Origin of the sequence: Zobellia uliginosa (genome assembly GCF_900156625.1) — a bacterium.
GTDB lineage: Bacteria > Bacteroidota > Bacteroidia > Flavobacteriales > Flavobacteriaceae > Zobellia > Zobellia uliginosa.
In genome coordinates this window covers 259,009-277,660 of sequence record NZ_FTOB01000004.1, presented here as the reverse complement: position 1 = coordinate 277,660, position 18,652 = coordinate 259,009, and the positions used below count along the sequence as shown (strand labels likewise).

Genomic DNA, 18,652 nt, shown 5'->3' with positions numbered 1-18,652 from the left:
TTTACTCCATATTTAGCGGTGGTCAACGATCAGTTTACGATCAAATACCTCTCCGTCGCTTATGGCTATTCGAAGGAAGTACACTCCGTTCGTTAAACCGGAAACGTTCAATTCGTATTCGTCCTCACCCGTTTTCAGAGCTTCTCCTTGGTGTACACCGATCAATCGGCCCGAGGCTTCATAAATGCGTACCTGTGCAATCTCGACCTCCGGGTTATCTAACCTTATTTTGGTTTGCACTACCGCGGGATTAGGGAACAGATGTACTGCATTAGGAACCTTTTCGCTATAGAACTGGGTATCGGCTATTGCTTCTACTTCTAAGTTTCCTGCGATAATTTGTTCTTCGAACGTTTTTCCACTACCTCCACAATTCGAGGCCGTACCCCCAAGACCGGAAGGCAGGTCGCCGGTTTTGGTCAAGAACAATTTATCGAGCCCCAGGCCATCTTCCCTGTGGCCAATTTCAATTTTATTGATACCCTCTATAAGCTCAAAACTTCGAGGTTTGCTCAATTGCTCGTTAAGGTGTACCCTATGCCATACGAATTCATTACTGGCAGGAATACTGTTCCATCGTACCCACGCCCCGTTGTTCACACGGATCCAGAAACTATCGTTGACACCAGACGGCGTCCTTACGAGTCCGAAAATAGCATAGGTACCTTCGCTTACCGACACATTGTAGGTCAATACCGCTGCCCCTATACTTCCCGAGGAAGAATTAAAGCCTGCGGGCGGCACTACATAATTGCCTCCTGATCGGGAAGAATCCTCGACAACGGTCCATCCCGAACCAAGCACACCACACTCCGCCTCTAACCAAACTTCTTCTTGGGCATCGTTATTTACCGTAACAGCGACCTCGTCAAAAGCGGTTCGGCCTTCATCATCCGTAACCGTAAGTCGCAGTACATATACTCCTTCGACCAAGAAAACGGCCTGTAACTCCAGTGTATTGCTATTGGTCAAAATGGCCGTATCCGGACCAGAAACCTGGGACCATTGGTAACTTACGGCCCCACCGTCAGGATCATGGCCGCTTCCCACCAAGCTGGTTTCATTGGCCGACAAATCGATTTCAATATCATCACCGGCATGGGCCACAGGATCGAACTGAAGTACGGCGCCGCTTCCTATGACCTCAATGGCCGACAGTTTGGGTTCATTTCTACCATCGCTGCCTTCCGCATCGAAGACCAAGTTCAACTGACCATCCTCGATAGTCGCATTAAAGCTTTTTATCACTATGGTCTCCGAACCTGATTCCGCAATAATATCAAAATCGTCGAGTATTTTAGCGCCTTCCATTTCTACGTCAAAGACACGTCTGCCTACAGCCCCCGAAGCCCCTCCTTGGGCGCCCCAAAAGATTTCGGCAAAATGGAGCACCACTTGATAGCTTCCGTTCGGAACAGGAATATCATAGGCAAAGACCGGTGGCAAGGCACTGCGTTCGGTTTTATACAACTGGGGTACATTGGCACTCGCATTGGTATACGCCTTGCCTCCCACAAAGTATTGGTCGGCCGCAAACACCTGACCGTTATGGGTCATTTCAGGTCCACCGGCATTGATCCGTAAGGCAAAGTCGTTGACAACGGGCTCATCTACCTGGATGGTGACCGTATGTGTATCGGTCTTCCCTTGGGCATCGGCAACGGTCAAACTGACCTCATACGCACCAGGATCAACAAAGGTATGAACGGGATTCATTTGTGTAGAACTACCGCCATCTTTAAAGTCCCATGTATAGGAGAGCACTTCCACGTCATCGATCGAGCCGCTACCGTTAAAGTTCACTTCTAGCGGTGCCACACCATTTAAAGGCGTTGCACTGGCAAAAGCGACCGGCCCTTCGTTGACGGCACCTACACTAACAATCTCAATGGCCGACAACTTGGGCTCGTTTCGCCCATCCGGTGCATTGGCATCAAAACCAAGGTTTAGCACGCCGTCGACAAGGGTTACGTCAAACGTTCGGGTCACCACGGTCTGTGGTCCCACTTCATCGAAGATATCGTAATCGTCCAAAATGGTATTTCCTTCCATGACCACATCGAACACACGTTTTCCTACAGCACCCGATCTTCCACCTGTAGCCCCCCAGAAAATCTCTGCAAAATGTAAGGTTACCTGATATTCACCGTTTGCCAATGGAATGTCATAGCCAAAATTAGGAGGCAGCGCACTACGTTCGGTCTTGTATAATTCAGGTACTTCGGCACTGGTATTCGTATAAGATTTACCTCCTACAAAATCACGGTCTGCCACGTACACCTCACCATTATGGGTCAATTGTGGCCCTCCCGCATTGATTCGCAAGGCAAAATCACCTACTACCACCGGCTCTGCGACCACCACGGTCAGGGTTTCCTGATCAGTAAGTCCTTCTGAATCCGTCACCGTTAAGCTTACGGTATAGGTTCCTTCAGTGTTATAAACATAGACCGGATCAGCTAGCGATGACGTATCACCGTTTCCGAACGACCATGCGAAATTTAGGTTTTCCGCACCATCGTCATCAGTTGAATTGCTTCCTGTAAAACTCACCTCCAAAGGAGCTTCCCCATTTAAGGGAGTAGCCGTAGCCACGGCCTCGGGTGCCTCGTTCGCTGCTTCAACGACGATAGTCACCACATCCACACCAACTTCACCTTCCTCATCGGCAACGGTAAGGGTAACATCAAAACTCCCTGCATTGGTAAATGTATGTTCAACAAGAGCTCCTGAACCATTTGCCGTGCCATCCCCAAAGTTCCAAGAATAGCTTACAATATTTTTATCGTCACTAGAACCATTGCCATCAAAACTCACGACCAAAGGAGCCGTTCCTGTAGAAACATTTGTCCCTATGGATGCGTATGGTGCCTGGTTCTCTTGTGTTTCTTCCTGAACACTTACATTCTCGAATACTGCCGTCGTAAGTTCATCATCGTTATGGGAAGTGGTGGCCAGGCCTACAAAGATCGTTTGGTCCATAGGCAAGACCTTCGATCCGACGAGGGTCCAATTTCCATTTGTTTCAGAAACATATCCGGTAAAGGTATTACCCAATCGCACCAATCGCACATAGTGGGGGAAGCCTCCCGGAACCGATTGTGGCGTTGTAAAGTTGGCACTACCCATTGCCGCACCCTTTAGAGGACGATCTTGGAAACTATGTCCTACACCTCCCAAATTATTGGGATTGGGCGAGATAATCATTTGGGCAAGAACCGAATTGGCCTCCAGATCATTCCTCATCATGACCCCTGCTTTGGCCCAGACACTGGTTGCCTCCAAACTCATTACTTGCGCAACGATTTCACCGTCACCGGTCAACTCCCTATATACGAAATGGAACTCATCGGCACTGCCCCAAATATCGGCACCTGAAGCACTGACCTCATATCTACCGTTCTCAAAACAGGTTTCTCCCGCTATTTGAACCGAGCCTATATCGTTATTGGCCCAAGCATCAGGCAATGCACAAGGAAGAAGCGCATCATCTTTACTTAATATCTCAATACCCGATAGTTTGGGTTGATCGATACCATTGGCGCCCCCTGCATCAAAATGCATATTTAGAACACCGTCTTGTACCACAACCTCGAACGTTCGTACCACTGGGCTTTCCGGACCTGATACAAGATTAATATCAAAATCATCAAGCACGGTGCTTCCTTCCAAAGAAACATCAAAAACACGCTTTCCTATGCCTCCGGAGCCTCCACTTGTAGCACCCCAATAAATTTCGGCAAAGTGCAGGGTCACCTCGTAGGTACCATTCTCCAAGGGAAGGTTATAATCAAATACAGGTGGGCTAGCACTACGCTCCGTCTGGTACAACTCAGGCACCAATGCATTCGCATTTTCAAATACCTTACCGCCAACGAAGCCTTGATCCTGTACAAAGGTTTCCCCTTGGTAAACAAGCTCTGGGCCACCTACGTTAATCCTCAAGGCAAAGTCGGACACCACAGCCTCTTTGGCCTCTACCTGTACCGTAACCGCATCTACCAAATCACCTTCATCGGTAACCGTCAAGGAGACATCATAAACACCTGCTAAGGCATAGGAATGGTTTACAATGGCCGTAGTAGCCGTATTTCCATCCCCAAAATCCCAGAGATAGCCGAGCGATCCTTCGAGGTCGTTCGACGCACTACCGTCAAAATTAAACGATAGGGAGTTGGCCCCGTTCAATGGTGTGACTGCGGCAACAGCGGTGGGCCCTGTATTAGGTGGAGCCGAAACCGTAATCGTCGTCGATGCCGTTCCTATTAAATTCCCATCATCTATAACGGTAAGGACGACTGTGTAAACACCAACCGAGGTAAAGGTGTGGCTCGTATCGGGATCGGTACTATTTGCCGTCCCATCTCCAAAATTCCACTCGTATCGTAACGTAGCCGGATTTTCATCGGTCGACCCACTGCCCACAAACTCAACATACAAGGCAGCCTCCCCTTCTTGTACACTGCTTTGAAGCATGGCTACCGGAGCTTGATTCTGAGGGGTAACGGTTATGGAAACCGTTGCCGTAGCCGACAGTCCCGTTTCATCTTCAATCGTGTACTCAAAACTATCGGAACCGACATAACCATCGTCGGGCGTATACAAAACGGAGAGCCCATCGCCTTGAAGCACGGCTTCACCATTTTGAGGTGTATCTACGGTAACAATCGTAATGGCCTGACCATTAGGCTCCGTATCGTTCGCCAACAAGCCTTCCAAAAGAATGGCCGTATCTTGAGTTGTTTCTATATCATCACCCACGGCAAGCGGAGCTTCGTTAATAGCGACCGTCAAGGTTGTGCTGGCCGTAAGACCATTGAGGTCTACCGCGTTCAACACCACGGGCACGCTACCCATAGCATCTATGGGTGCCGTACCCGAAACCGTAGCGGCCTGGGCGTCATAGGTCATCCAAGCCGGAAGGCTTCCCCCGTTTACCGTAGCTGTTACGGTCAACTCATTACCCGCATATCCTTTGTCAAAATACGAGGCGACATCTATACTGAACGCCTCCCCTGCATTGGCCAAGTACTCTTGGTCGGGCTGCGCCGTCGGTACGGCCTGAGGACGGATGTTTATGAAATAAAAAGTATTATCGTTCCAATCACAATTTGCCGATCCCGCACCGCAACCGTTCTGAACAAAATCTTGCAATACGATATATTCGTTCGGAACTATATTGCCATTGTGGTCGATTACCTTGTAAACCCTCGCCCCCAACAAGTCAGGTCTACGTCCTGAAATATTGTTTCCTCCAGTCGTTAGGTAATTGGCAACCGCAATTCTAAAAGGCTCGGAAATCGAATTACTTGTATCAAAATTGATTACTCCCGAACTATTCTTGGGCAATAAGGTCTGGTAGTTGCTTCCCGTATGCGAAAAACTGATTCCACCAACGGTTTCCGTACCCTCGACCTCAACAAATCGGGCTCCGTTTGAACCGCTACCGTGTAAGGCCGATAATTGAATACCGATAACCGGTTGATTTGGGTCTGCCTGAACAAAAGCATCGCTCAAAATCAAATCCCCTTCATATCCAGCCTCAATATTTGCCGCAATAGGAAAATTGGAACTTGGTCTATAGGTAAGATTATTGGGCGGGGTAATGCTTCCCTCATCGTTAACAATACTCAACATACTAGATTGGAAACCAAAGGCATCGAAAACTTCCTGGGCATTGATTTCGTCCCCTCCTTCAGGCTGGGGCGCGTAACCTCCGTGAAGCACGGCGGTACTGTTCAACGCATTGTCCGCACTCGAAACAATTTCGATATCTTCTACAAAAATGCCATTGTTGCCACTTCCCGTAGTCGCTATAAAGGTGATATCTACATCGGCATAACTTCCTGACGGAATCGTTATAGGCAATTGGGCCGTGTTCCCGTTCGCATCGAGTAATTCAAAGGTATAGTCGTTGGCGTCGGATATATTGACTTCGGTCACGACTAAATCACCCGTACCCGTATTATTCAAGCGCATGACATTTGTATCATGAAATTGAGCGGAGCCCGGACTGCCCAAGCGATAAAAGGTATAATAATCATCTGCCGGAAAACCTCTATCGGTACCCGGTACCTTGGTCATATTTTCTATGGCCAACAAAGCACCCGTTGGGGTTTCTATAGTAAAGTTGTACGTCTTGGCAAAACTATTACCATTGTTATCCTCGGCCGTAACGACAAGGATATGGTCTCCTTCGTCGGCTATATCGAATGCATCGGTATAGCTTTCAACCGGCGCCCCATCAAGCACATATTCTATAAAGGCTATTCCTCCACTTCCGCTTTCATCGGTAGCCTCTAGAGCGATATTTACCGCTCCCCTAAACACATCGGGAGCTCTTTCATTTCCATTGAATGTCGCCAAAATAGTTGGAGGTAACAAGGAGCTGTCAATAGGGGCCAATCGAATATAGCTCACCTTGGCGTTATCTCCGGCGGGAGCCAAAGACAATCGTAGCAGACCATCGGTTACCTCTACCCGTTCGGTATTTTGGAAACTATCAAAATTCTCGGGAACGATACTTTCTTGATCATAATCGACCACAACAACCCCATTTACCTCTAAGACATGGTTGCTGTCCGCATAATCGGGATCACCGGCAACACCAATATTCACTGAGTATATACCATTAGGCACCTCTACTATCCAATCGCGAAGCGGATAGGTATTGGCCGACCTATGGCCTATAATGGAAAAGGTTTTCACCAAGGCATCGTCGTTCGCACCTGTATTTCTATTCCTTGCATTGGCGGCGGCATCGGCCGGGGTAAGCGTACCTGGTATGACCCACCCATAGTTAAGGTCTCCGAGAACGGTATTTTGTACGCCATAAGGGGCACCGACATCATCGATATATCCCTCTGGGGATACCTCCAATTCATCCGGGTCCTGAAAATTGAACTGATAGGTATAGACCAACTCGTTGGTAATTTCCAAGGCAATGCTTACAGCGTCACTTTCATAGTTTGCCGCCGAAGCGCTGATCGTAGCCACATAAGACCCGATGGGCAAACCTGAAACATCGACGCCCACTTCAAATGCCGTACCCATTTCAAAGGTATCGGGAAGAACGACCCATTCTTCGGTGCTTTGCAAGTTTATTTCTGATGAGGTAATCCCTCCGTTACCATTTAATGTCAATGATTGTAGAGGCACGTTCTCTTGTTTGATCGAAGTAAAGAAACCCATATCCTCCTTATCAAAATCCAAGGCCAGTATGCCACTTTCGAAAGGAATTACATTATCGATAATAAACATATAATCTTGATAATCGCCATTGGAGGCATCCTCAAAAGCTATGAGGTAGCTATTTTCAACGGCATTTCCTTCCCTATCATTTACGGGATATATCCTAACCCTATGGGCCACTCCCCCGGTATTAATTGCATCTTCGGTATAATTGAACCTACCGAAGGATTGCGATTCCACATAGAATCCGAATACCGCGCCTTGGGGATCAAAGGTGTCGGTACCTGAGGCAATGGGGGGAAATAGGGTCTGTGCATTTGCTATATCATCTGCCAGCACCCCTACTTCATGGGTGACCACAGTTCCATCGTTGGTATACCAGCCGAAAGGCAATTCTTCCCTTGGGGAATAGCGTCCAACGGGAGTAACCTTAACGGGTTGCTCGGATGCCTTCACCCATCTTTCCACTTCTACCTCATCACCTACAGGAGCAGGATCCGTGGAGCTGGACAAGGAGGTCCATCCTACGGATATACCAATACCCAAAGCATCGACAACATCTTGCAAGGCAGGTTCCTGACCTCCTTCAAAACCGGATTTTTTCAAGGCGTGCAATCCTATTTCAAGACTGGGGGTATCTGTATCATCACTTTCTAAAGTAAGTACAGCATCTTGATAACCTAAGTCCGTTCCGTCTAAACTGGGCGTATAGGTCAACGTATATATTTGACTTTCCCCTGGGTTTAGCGTTACGGATCCGGAGGGTTGAACAGCACTGAATTGACTTGCGAAAGTACCTGTTAGGCTTGCACTCGAAATATGCAGCACGGCATTACCGTCATTGCTTATCTCTACCGTTTTTGTATCGGTGTTGCTTCCTTCGTTGTTCGTTGTCGCTTCAAAAATGAGCTCATCGGGAGTAGCCACTATGGATGGCCCCATGCTTGCCGGGGTGGCCGCCCTTAGCAGGGTCAATCGAGCAGTTCCGTTATTGTCGCGGTCGTATTCCGAAATATAGATATTCCCTGTTGTGGGATCTTCCACCACATCCAATGGGTCATCAAAACCACTAAGTCCCGGAATACTACTATAGGCTTCGGCAATATCGCCGCTTGATTTGGGGTCCAATACCAATAAGTCGTCCTGTCCGCTAAAACGGACTACCATAAGAAGGCCCTGTAATTTTCCTTCAAAGGCATCACTCTTATATTCTATGGCCCCGTTGGGCGATTTGTTCTTTCCAAAATCAAATGCAGGTTCACGATAATTTGGATCCGGAGCCAAATCATCGGGGTATTTGCCCACATCGGTATAGGAGGCCTCCACCTGACCGGGTAATCCACTGTATGAAATACCACCGTGGTTCAAGATGAACTCACCCCTATAAGGATTGGGGTGGCCATGATACGATCCTCCCTTGGTCTTGAACAACCAATCTTTCTGTGTTTCGCCACCTAGTAATTTAGGAGCATTGGGAATTGTGCTCAAGCCATCGATACGCCTTGCCAACGGATAATCAGAAGTTGAAGGCGAATTGGGCGAACTATTATTATTACCGGCGGTTCCGTTGGTAGGCACATATAACCAACCATTGGAATGCCATACCAGGTCATAGGCATTACGAATACCCGATGCGAATATGGTCAAGGGGGAATTGGTCGCATACGGATTATAGGTAGCATCACTCATTTGCAGACTACCGTTTGGAGCGGCGTTGATTACCGAAATATCGTCGGTAGTATACACGCTCAAGGGTAGGCTATTGGGCAATTTGTCCAATTCCAACTTTAAGATAGCCGCGGCCAAAAGGCGTTCGGGCCTATTGCCCCAATTGCCATCGGGGCTACCCCCTGCCGAGTTACTACCTTGGCTGATATATAAATCGCCTTGGGCATCAAAAGCTATACTGTTGGTCAAGTGATCGTTTACCGACCTGGGCAAATGGATAACAAGATCTTCTACCGTAGACAAATCCGGTCCGGTCAAACGCGACAGTTTACCATCCCATTCCGGTCCGCCCGAAATAGAGGCCTTGCTATGGGTTACATAGGCAATAAGATTATCGGCAGTGGATGCGGGATCGAATGCCAAACCAATGATCAATCGGTCATCGTTGCCCCTAGCGCCCGTTTCAGGATGGGGCGAGCCTTGTAAGGGTGGACTTAAAATCTCTAAATTGCTCAAAGTGCCATCAATGGCCATATCCCACCTATAAATTTGGCCATCTGAATTAAAGTTGCCAATGGTACTGGCATACAACTTACCATCGGGCCCGATGACCAAACTCGAAAAACGTTGGTTATCTACACCGGGGCCTAAATTGGCCACACCCGAAACCTTGATGAATTCAACTCCTGTCAAATCTCGGATAGGTATGGTTCCATCATCGAGTTCACCCGTTTCAAATGTAGATTCAAAAGCGCGGAAGGGTATTCTATCATTTAAATCGCCCCTTCGGTTTGCCTCAATGTCACTCGTAAGAACAAAGCGATAGGTCGTAAATTCCTTTAATTCTTGAATCGGAGTCAAGGTAATGGCGTCTCCCCCTCCCGTATCATTAGAATTGGAAGGCACCACGACATCTCCGCCCGCGGTAACCTCAAATAGGTTGATATTGCCCGCAAGGGTGTTATTATCTATCTCATAATCATCAGGAACGATAACCTCAACGTTGATCTGAAAATCTTCAATTCTCACATCGTTGGCATTATCGGCGGGATTAACATTAGCGAAATACGGCTGGACAACACCACTGCCTTGGGTAATTTCCAAAGAGTTCAATTTTGTATTGAAACCACCGGAAGCATCTATGGTAAGTCTACCGTCGGTAACCGTTACATCGGCCACTCCCGAGGTGAACCTGGTAGAAGCGCCCTCGACCCCGGTGGGCGAATACCTATTTATGGCATTGACACCTTCAATGTTTATGGTATGAAAAGGTTCCGTACCCGCCTGACCATCAACATTAGGATCACCTACACCTACGGCCACCGTGTAATTTCCATTGGGTATTTCCATTTCCCAAATACCCTCTTGCCCCTCAGGCTTTACATTTTGATACTGCATATGTATTAGGGTATTTTGCAAAATATCTACCCCCGCAACTCCTCTATTACGAGCCCTTTCGGAGAGGTCCAAGCCCGTTGTTCCGTCAGTAGCCAACCAACCGTAACTATATCCATTACCTCGATCGGCATAGGCCAAACCGGAATCTACCAGATACCCTGAAGGTGGTACGTCTTCAGGAAGCGAAAAATTAATCTTCACCGGCTCAAAGGCCACTACATCATCGGAAACTATCCTAAAAAGTTCAAAAGTATGATTTACATTGGCCGTGGCCTCCCTTCGTTTTGTATTGAAGATACCCGCGAAAGACAAGTCATCATAAGAAGAATTCCCGGCAACAAAACCCGAGGGCAGCGGCAAAGAACCCACTTCAACCTCGGCTCCACCGTTCAAGGAGTAATATCCGACAAGTAGGTTGTTTTCAATATCGACGAATAACCGTAGACCTACGTTGCTCGAATGTAAGTCCGTAATATCATCGGCCTTTATAGATTGTGAGGTTGCCGAAAGCCCTGCTACCTCAGCCAGTAATTCTACCCTATTACCATTTGAAGCCACCAGCTTTACATAGTTATCCTCATCGAGACCGAACCACAATCCGGCCTGCTCGGAATTATTGGAGCCATCGCTATATGGATTCACCAAGGAGGTTTCTATACTAAAACTTCCGTAGCTATCGGCATCGACGGCTACCCCCAAGGTATTGATCTGTGAATTTACATCTGTACTCGTCCCAGCACCTGGACCATTACGCAGATAGGCGATACCATTCGCGGCATTTAGAACCAGATTGCCATTGGACAAGCTTATCCTACCGGGTTCATACCCCGGAACATTTAGATTATAAGGGGTGCCATCTACCGCAAGCCTTGCCGAGGGATTATCGACCATGGTAAAGCCTGTATTGGCCAATCCGCCTTCGGTCCCATCAAAATTCAAAGAGAAGGGCAAGTTTACTTCAAGCTCGTCACATTCTAAAATACTAATAGGGGAACAAGCAAGGCTAGGGGCATCGTCAAAGGGTTTGATGTTTCTGACAATGACGACAATGTCTTGGTAGTCAAACCCGGAAACATGTTCCTCCGTTGCAATAATATAGGCATTCTCTTCCCCAGGAAGCTCATATACCCTCACATGATGCGGAATGGCATCGGCGAATGTATTGAGGGCATCTTCGCTAAACAAATGTCGGTCGCCAAAGAATGGCCATCGACTATAGAAACCAAAACTCACCGCTCCTGGGTCAAACTCGGTTGCCCCCACGATCGGAGCGTTAAGCGTCTGTCCGTTACTCGCGGGACTATTGGAAACTGTAAACAATTCTGACGTAGTATTCGCATCGCCACTAACATACCATCCAAATGCCACTACCGGAGTGGTATTGGTAGGACCGTATAAACTTAACAATTCAACCGTAACCGGTGCATCAACGGCCCTTTCAAATTTTTGAACGGCCACTTCATCACCTAAAATATCATTATAACCGCTGCCATTCGGCAAATTGATAAGGTTGGTCGTCGGATCGGTATCTCCCACATTTACGGCGCCATCGCCCAAATGGGTATCCAATATCCACTGTAATGAAGGCTCATTATTTCCTCCCAGTCCCGTTTTACCCAGACCGTTCAATGACACGACTACGGGTTCGGCATTGGTGCCCGTCAAGGTCAATTCCGCCGATTTAGGTCCGTTCGATGTGGGTGTAAACACCACCTGGAACGAGGCCGAATTCTGGGCATTTATCGAAGTGGGCAATCCGACAATCGAAAACTGATCTTGGTCTGCCCCCGAAATTTGGGCCTGGACATCCATCAAACTGGCATTTCCTAAATTGGACAACAAAATCTCGCTCGTGAAAGATCCCGAATTGGAAATAGCATCACCTGTTACCTTTTCCGTATCCAATACGATAAGTGGTGTAGGCGAAGCCTGATTACTAGGTTTCAGCAATACGATTTGGCTTCTTCCATAGTCCGATACATATATATTTCCGTTAGAGGTATCCTCTACTAAATCTAGGGGATCTTGAAAACCTGTAAATCCAGGTATTCCCTCCTTAAAGGTCGATATATCCCCTCCTGGTCCGTCAGGCACCAAGGCGATGATATCACTGCCCCCACTGTAACGAACGACCAATAAGGCACCTTTTAAGTTTCCGTTTTCGGCATTACTCCGATATTCGATAACCCCGTTGGGCGATTTATTGAATTCAAAATCAAAGGCCGCCCCCCTATAATTTTCATCAGGTTGCACTCCGTCATAGGCCGATTTACTAACATCTATATCACCCCGGTTCAAAGCAAATTCACCTCGGAACGGATTCGGATGACCGTAATACCCCATAGTGGTATTAGGGTTAATCCTGAACAACCAATCGCGCTGTACATTGTTTCCGTTCGAAAAAGGAACAACAGGGTACAAAGGATTGCTATGATCATAGAACGAACCATCGGGCCGTCTTGTGCCATCAATAGATGCCGGAGCATTGCTACCTCCAGCAGTTCCGTTTGCCGGAACGTACAATTGCCCATTGGAATGCCATACCAAGTCGTAGGCATTACGAATACCTGTAGCGAACAATTTTAAAGGTGCATTTACGTAATACGGATTGTACAAGCCATCCAAGGTCGGGGAATTGACATCCACGTTATTTATCGCCATGGCATCCCTTGTGGTCCGTACGTTCAAGGGTAGCGTAGCCGGTAGAAGGGAAAGATCCAATCTAAGGGTTGCAGCCGTCAATAAACTTTCTTCCCTATTGCCCCAAGAGTTATCGGGTTTCCCCGCGGCGCTATTACTCCCTTGGTTAAAATAAATCACATTGGGTTCACCAGGCCTAAACGTAAGACTATTGGTCAAGTGATCTTTGGTCGACCGGGGTAAATCGGTCACCAGTAATTGTTCGTTTTCTAGGTTGGCCCCAGTGAGTTTAGATATTTTCCCATCCCAATCCGGAGCGCTATTCAAGCCTCCCGAATCGTGGGAAACGTAGGCAATCAAGTTAGATGAGGTAGCCGCAGGATCAAAAACAAGCCCCACGGAAGTGCGACTTCCCCCATAAGCGGTTTTCCAAGCCGTAAGTACTTCCTCATCGGTCAAGGTTCCGTCCGTATCGATGTTCCATCGGTGAATATCCCCAGAGATTTCCAATCCGTACAACTTGTCATCAGGTCCTATGGTAAGGGTCGAATATTTTCCATTTGACCCCACGACGCCCGCATTGGTAAATGAAACGTTGTCTAAATCGGTAACCGGTCCGGCATTTCCATCACCTGTAGTAAATGAAGAAGTAAAGAATTCGAAAGGTTCGCCTACCAAATCCAACACCCCATCAATTTCAAAAACATAAACGGTATTGGCCTCCAATGGAAGGTTCGGCACCAAATTAATGGCATCGCCACCACCGGTTCCATTAACACTGGCCCCGATAGGGGTAGTGCTCCCCTGTTTAAACAAGCGTACCGTAGCATTGGTTATGGTCGTATTATCAACCCCCGCATTACCATTGGTATCGGAGTTTGGAAGAAAGAGGTTATTGGCGGAAACACTAGTGCTCACCGATACCCCCGTAGCTCCGTCAGGAGGGGTTATCCCGACTACCTTTGGGGTCTGTATCCCCACAGAAGTGGCCACGATCTGCACACTATTGATTTTTGTATTCTTACCGGATCCGCCCAAGGGATCAAGGGTCAATCTATTATCGCTAACATTTACTATGGCGCTTTCCGATGTAAACCTAGAACTTGCACCGGCCGTACCCGTAGGCACATAGTCATTTACCAAAGTTACCCCTTCGGCATTTATCCTATGGGCGGGAGTATTCGACGCAGGAGTATCGACATCGGGGTCACCTACGAAAACCGTTACCAAATAATCGCCGTTCGGCACTTCAATTTCCCATTTGGCATCGGCCAGATAACCATTGGAAGCGTTGGAGGAAACATCTCCATATTGCATATGTATCAAGGTGTTGTTCAACTCACTCACCCCTGAGACGACCCTGTTTCTCCCATTTTTGGTCAAATCGGCGGGCTGTGATGTAGTTGCATCCAACCATCCATATGAAAAACCATTGCCCCTATCCGCATAGGCATCACCCCCATCTTTTTCATAACCTGCCGGAGCGGCCGTAGCCTGATCTGAAAAATTAATGTTTACCGCAAAATCATTGACCGCTTCGGTAATTTCCAAATTGATCGTCATTTCCGCATTGGCATAGCCCAAATCAGGTTGATCGCTTGCAAAAACGGTGGTCCCGTAGGTGCCTACGGGAATATCCGAGCGAACCTCAAATTCTATTTCGCCCAATACCGGATCCGTTGGCAAGATCAACCACGAAGCCGCATCGGGATCATCGGAAAGCACAAAAGTAGGGTTACCCGAGCTGGCAGAAACGCTAACACTCTGCGTAGCGATATCGGAGCCCTGTTCCCCGCTAAAATTCAACTCGTTGATATCGAAGGAAAGAACTAAGGGTTCTGGCTCCCCTTCTACGGCAAAATCTTTAAATAGGGCCGTAATGCTTTGGTCGACATCCGCTCTTCTGTGTGTGGTGAATATACCGGCAAAGTTCAATAGCTGTGCCTGATTTTCGGTATCGTAGGTACTTCCTGAAAAATAACTGGCCGGTACGGACAAACTGTTCGTTCCGCCTTGGGAGACCAAGACTTCGGTTCCCCCGTCAAGTGAATAATACCCCGAAACCGTATTATTTACGGGGTCAAATTCCATACGCAGCTTAATATCACCCGTATTTGATGCCAAACTACCCGTATTCAATTCAAAGTAGGCCGTTTGTGAGGAAGTCCCATCCATATTCTCTAAATGCAGCTGAACTTTCCTGGTGGTGTTCCCCGTTTTTGCGACCGCCAATTTTACGATATGGTCTTCATCAAGCCCATACCAAATACCTGCCTGTTGTGAATTATTTCCGGCACTGACGGAAAAATCGGGATTTTCGAGAGTAGCCGATACGCTGAATACGGTTGACGGTACGGGCAAACCAAGGCCCAAGGCATTCATTTGTGAATTGGTCTCCGTACTATTCGGTGCGCCCTGAGCGGGCAACTGACTGTAAAAAATACCTTTAGTACTTGTTATTGAGAGTCCGGAAGCATCCCGTCCCACAAGACTGGGGGCGTATCCGGTTATATTTTCATCGGCAAGGCCGTCGTCAGAAACCAACCTGGCACTCGGTTCCAACACCATGGTAAAGCCCGAGTCGGACAATTTGCCATTCGCTATGGTAAAATCGAGCGATAAGGGCAGTGATGCTTCCAATTGATCACAAGGCAACGAACTCAAGGGGCTACAGGGCGAGGCCTCAACCACGTCATCAATATTGACCGTGATTTGGGCAGAAACCGTATTCGTTCCATCACCGACCTCGACCGTAAGTACATATTGCGCTACGGTTTCGGCATCCAAGGGAATTAAGGTAGTCAGTTCCCCATTGTTGGGATCTATGGCAAAGGTTCCATTATCGTTACCTGCGGTAATCGCGTAGGTCAAAGGGTCTGAATCGGATGCCACTACGGTGGCGATGGAAGTCCCCACAGGAGCATCTTCCGCGATAGAAAATTCTTGATCTTCTATAAGGGGAGCCGTATTCAATTCTTCGGTCACTACTACGGAATAATCCGAAGCGAGGCGTATCCCTCCAATTTTAGCATCGTTGGTACCCACCGAACTGATGAACAAGCGATCGATCTTGGGGGTTCCCTCTACTGTATGGCTTCCTGCCGAGGTCCATACTGTCTGGGACAAATCGAGCTTAGGTTCAATGGTCCAGGAATAGTTAATAGTACCTGCCCCATCCCATTCGCCTTTTACCACAAACTGGAAGGTCTTATCAGAATCTACCGGTAAATTTCCGTTATCGGAACCGGGACCTCCCAAGCCAATTCGGGCTATAAGGCCACTATTGCCATCACTGGCCACCTGTTCCCTTACCCATTGATCTCCGGGCACATCATCCGCGATGAGAATAGCGGTACGGACGCGGTTGCTTACGCTACCCACCTTAAAATAGGTACTAAAATAAAACGGCTGGTCGGCCTCCAAGGTTATCGGGGCTTCCGTTAAAGGTATCAAGTCGTGCGTATGGGCCCCATTGGAAAAATCAAGGGACTGGGTGGTGTTTGGGGTAATGCCTTCCCCTAAAACCGGTATGCCTACATCGGCAGGCTTCTCTTTGAGCCATTGCGTGGGTGCCACCTCATGTAAGTTACCCAAGGCATAGGCATCAAAATCATCTACAAAGGAAAATGATAAAGGCACAACCGACGTAACCGTCAAGTCAATATCCAATACGGCCGGAACAAACCCCTTTGCCGTAGCAATAACCTGTGCGCTTCGGGCATCCCCAACTACGAGGGAAGTTCCGTCCATAGTAAATTCGTATGATCCGATATCACTTTTTTCAGGAAGGGTAAGCCAACCGTTAGTAGTGGTTTCGTCAACATTATCATTAATGGCCAAACCAATATCAACGGCACCTGTGCCGGCCAACTCGGCGACAAAGCTTGTGCTTGCCCCCGTTTCTAGGGTTTGGTCCGCCGTAGCCGGAGTAAAGGCCAATATTCCGTTTACGGGGCTTGCGGTAGTTTCCACCACATCGATATGCGTGATTTTGGAGTTAAATCCACCTGTTCCATCAACTGTCAACAGGCCATCGGATACCTGTACCACCATAGTGGAAATACGTACTTCCTGCTCGGCGGGAGCAAAAGCGGAAATAATGGAATACCCTTCAACGGTAGCACTGTGCCGGCTATCGGTATTCCCCTCGGCCTTATCCCCAAGTCCTATGGTTACCTCATAGACGCCGTTAGGAATTTCCATTTCCCAGAACAGTTCGTTCTTTCGGGCCTGGGTGTTGCCCCAACCTGAAATATTGTCCCCTTGAAAATGCACGAGGGTCCCTTCCAATTTTTCCTGAAGTGGAGCTGCATTATAATTCGATATATTCCCTAATCGCATACGACCGACCCCAGTGGAGTTGCCCGCAACTTCCTCTGAAGCATCATAAGGATTACCTGAAGCGGCCAGTTTCCAACCATAGCCGTAGCTATTCCCATTCAAGTCAACGGCAGCATTACCAAAGGCTTTTCCGTAGTCGGCCAAATATCCGGCAGGAGGAATTGTCTCGCTAGGGTTATCCTGAAAATTGATATGGGCCTCAAAGGGAAGTTCTTCCTTAACTACTATCACCGACCAATCTTGGGTCGTAGCGCCATCTTCCGCCGTAACGATGTAGGACACCGGACCATTACTAAAATCAACGGGCACTCCAGATGCCGGAGTACTATTGGCCCCCGAAGAAAGTGTAATCTGCGGGGCCAAGGCCGTTAGGTCTGTAGTACTACCCACTTCTATGTTTATGGTATGCGCTTCGGTATCTATTAGCGCATCCCCAGTCTCGTCTAGGAGTACAAAAGTTAAAATGTCGGTTTCAGAATTGGCCAAGACGATTTCTTCAATAGAAAAATCCTTATACGAAACTACCATGTTTCCAGAAGTCGCCCTTCTTGTGGAGGTCATGATTCCGGCATAGGTCAAAGCAGCGCTTGCCCCATCGTTATCGTGGTCGACCCCAGTAAAAAATGAAGTCGGTGTCGTCATAAAATCAGCAGCCCCCGTTACTTGAAGCATTTCACCTCCGTCTAAACTGTAATAGCCCCTTACCGAGTTATCGGAAGGGTCGACCACAAGTTTGAACCCTATGGAAGCTACCGTACTGGCCTCGAAGACCGAAGTATTGAACTCCGACAGGATCAAATTTGCCGAATTTGCTGGATTGGTCTGCTCTAGGAGCATCTGTATTTTTTGCTCGGTAGCAGAACTTTTTACGACTACCAATTTTACATAATTGTCTTCATTGAGCCCCAACCATATACCCGCCTGTTGCGAATTGTTACCCGCCGTACCTGTAAAATCGGGTTGGTCTATGGTAGCGGAGACCTCTATTACATCACTTCCTATGGAGAATCCGGTGCCAAGGGCGTTCACTTGGGAATTGGTAAGCGTACTATTGGGACTCCCCGAGAGTTGGCTGTAATTTATCCCTTTGGTCGCCGTAACGTTTAGGCTTCCGCCACTAATCGAAATATGGTCAGATAAGAGTCCGGGCACGTTCGGGTCGGCACCAAGATCATCTGCCGCCAATCGGGAAGATGGTGGATCTACCATGGTAAATCCGGAATTGAGAATCCCTGTATCCGAACCGTCAAAACTTAGATTCAAAGGCAATTCAGATGCTATTTCTGCACAGTTTAAGGTACTAATAGGGGCACACGGGGTCTGCCCAAAAGTAAATGTGGTCAACAAAACCAATACGGTCAGGAGAGTAATTTTTTTCATACGCTAATGTGTAAAGTTGATTTGGAATTGAGAT

Annotated in this window: 1 protein-coding gene; it reads right to left on the bottom strand. The window is 47.8% G+C overall.

Features of this window, described 5'->3' with window-relative positions; genetic code table 11:
* Positions 1-12: 12 nt before the first annotated feature.
* Positions 13-18,618, bottom strand: a complete 18,606-nt coding sequence (locus tag BW980_RS13645) for a malectin domain-containing carbohydrate-binding protein (protein WP_076455776.1) — start codon at positions 18,616-18,618, stop codon at positions 13-15.
* Positions 18,619-18,652: the final 34 nt, after the last annotated feature.

Excerpts from the sequence above, each read along its gene's own strand:
- BW980_RS13645 (WP_076455776.1), bottom strand. The coding sequence starts at position 18,618 with ATGAAAAAAATTACTCTCCTGACCGTATTGGTTTTGTTGACCACATTT.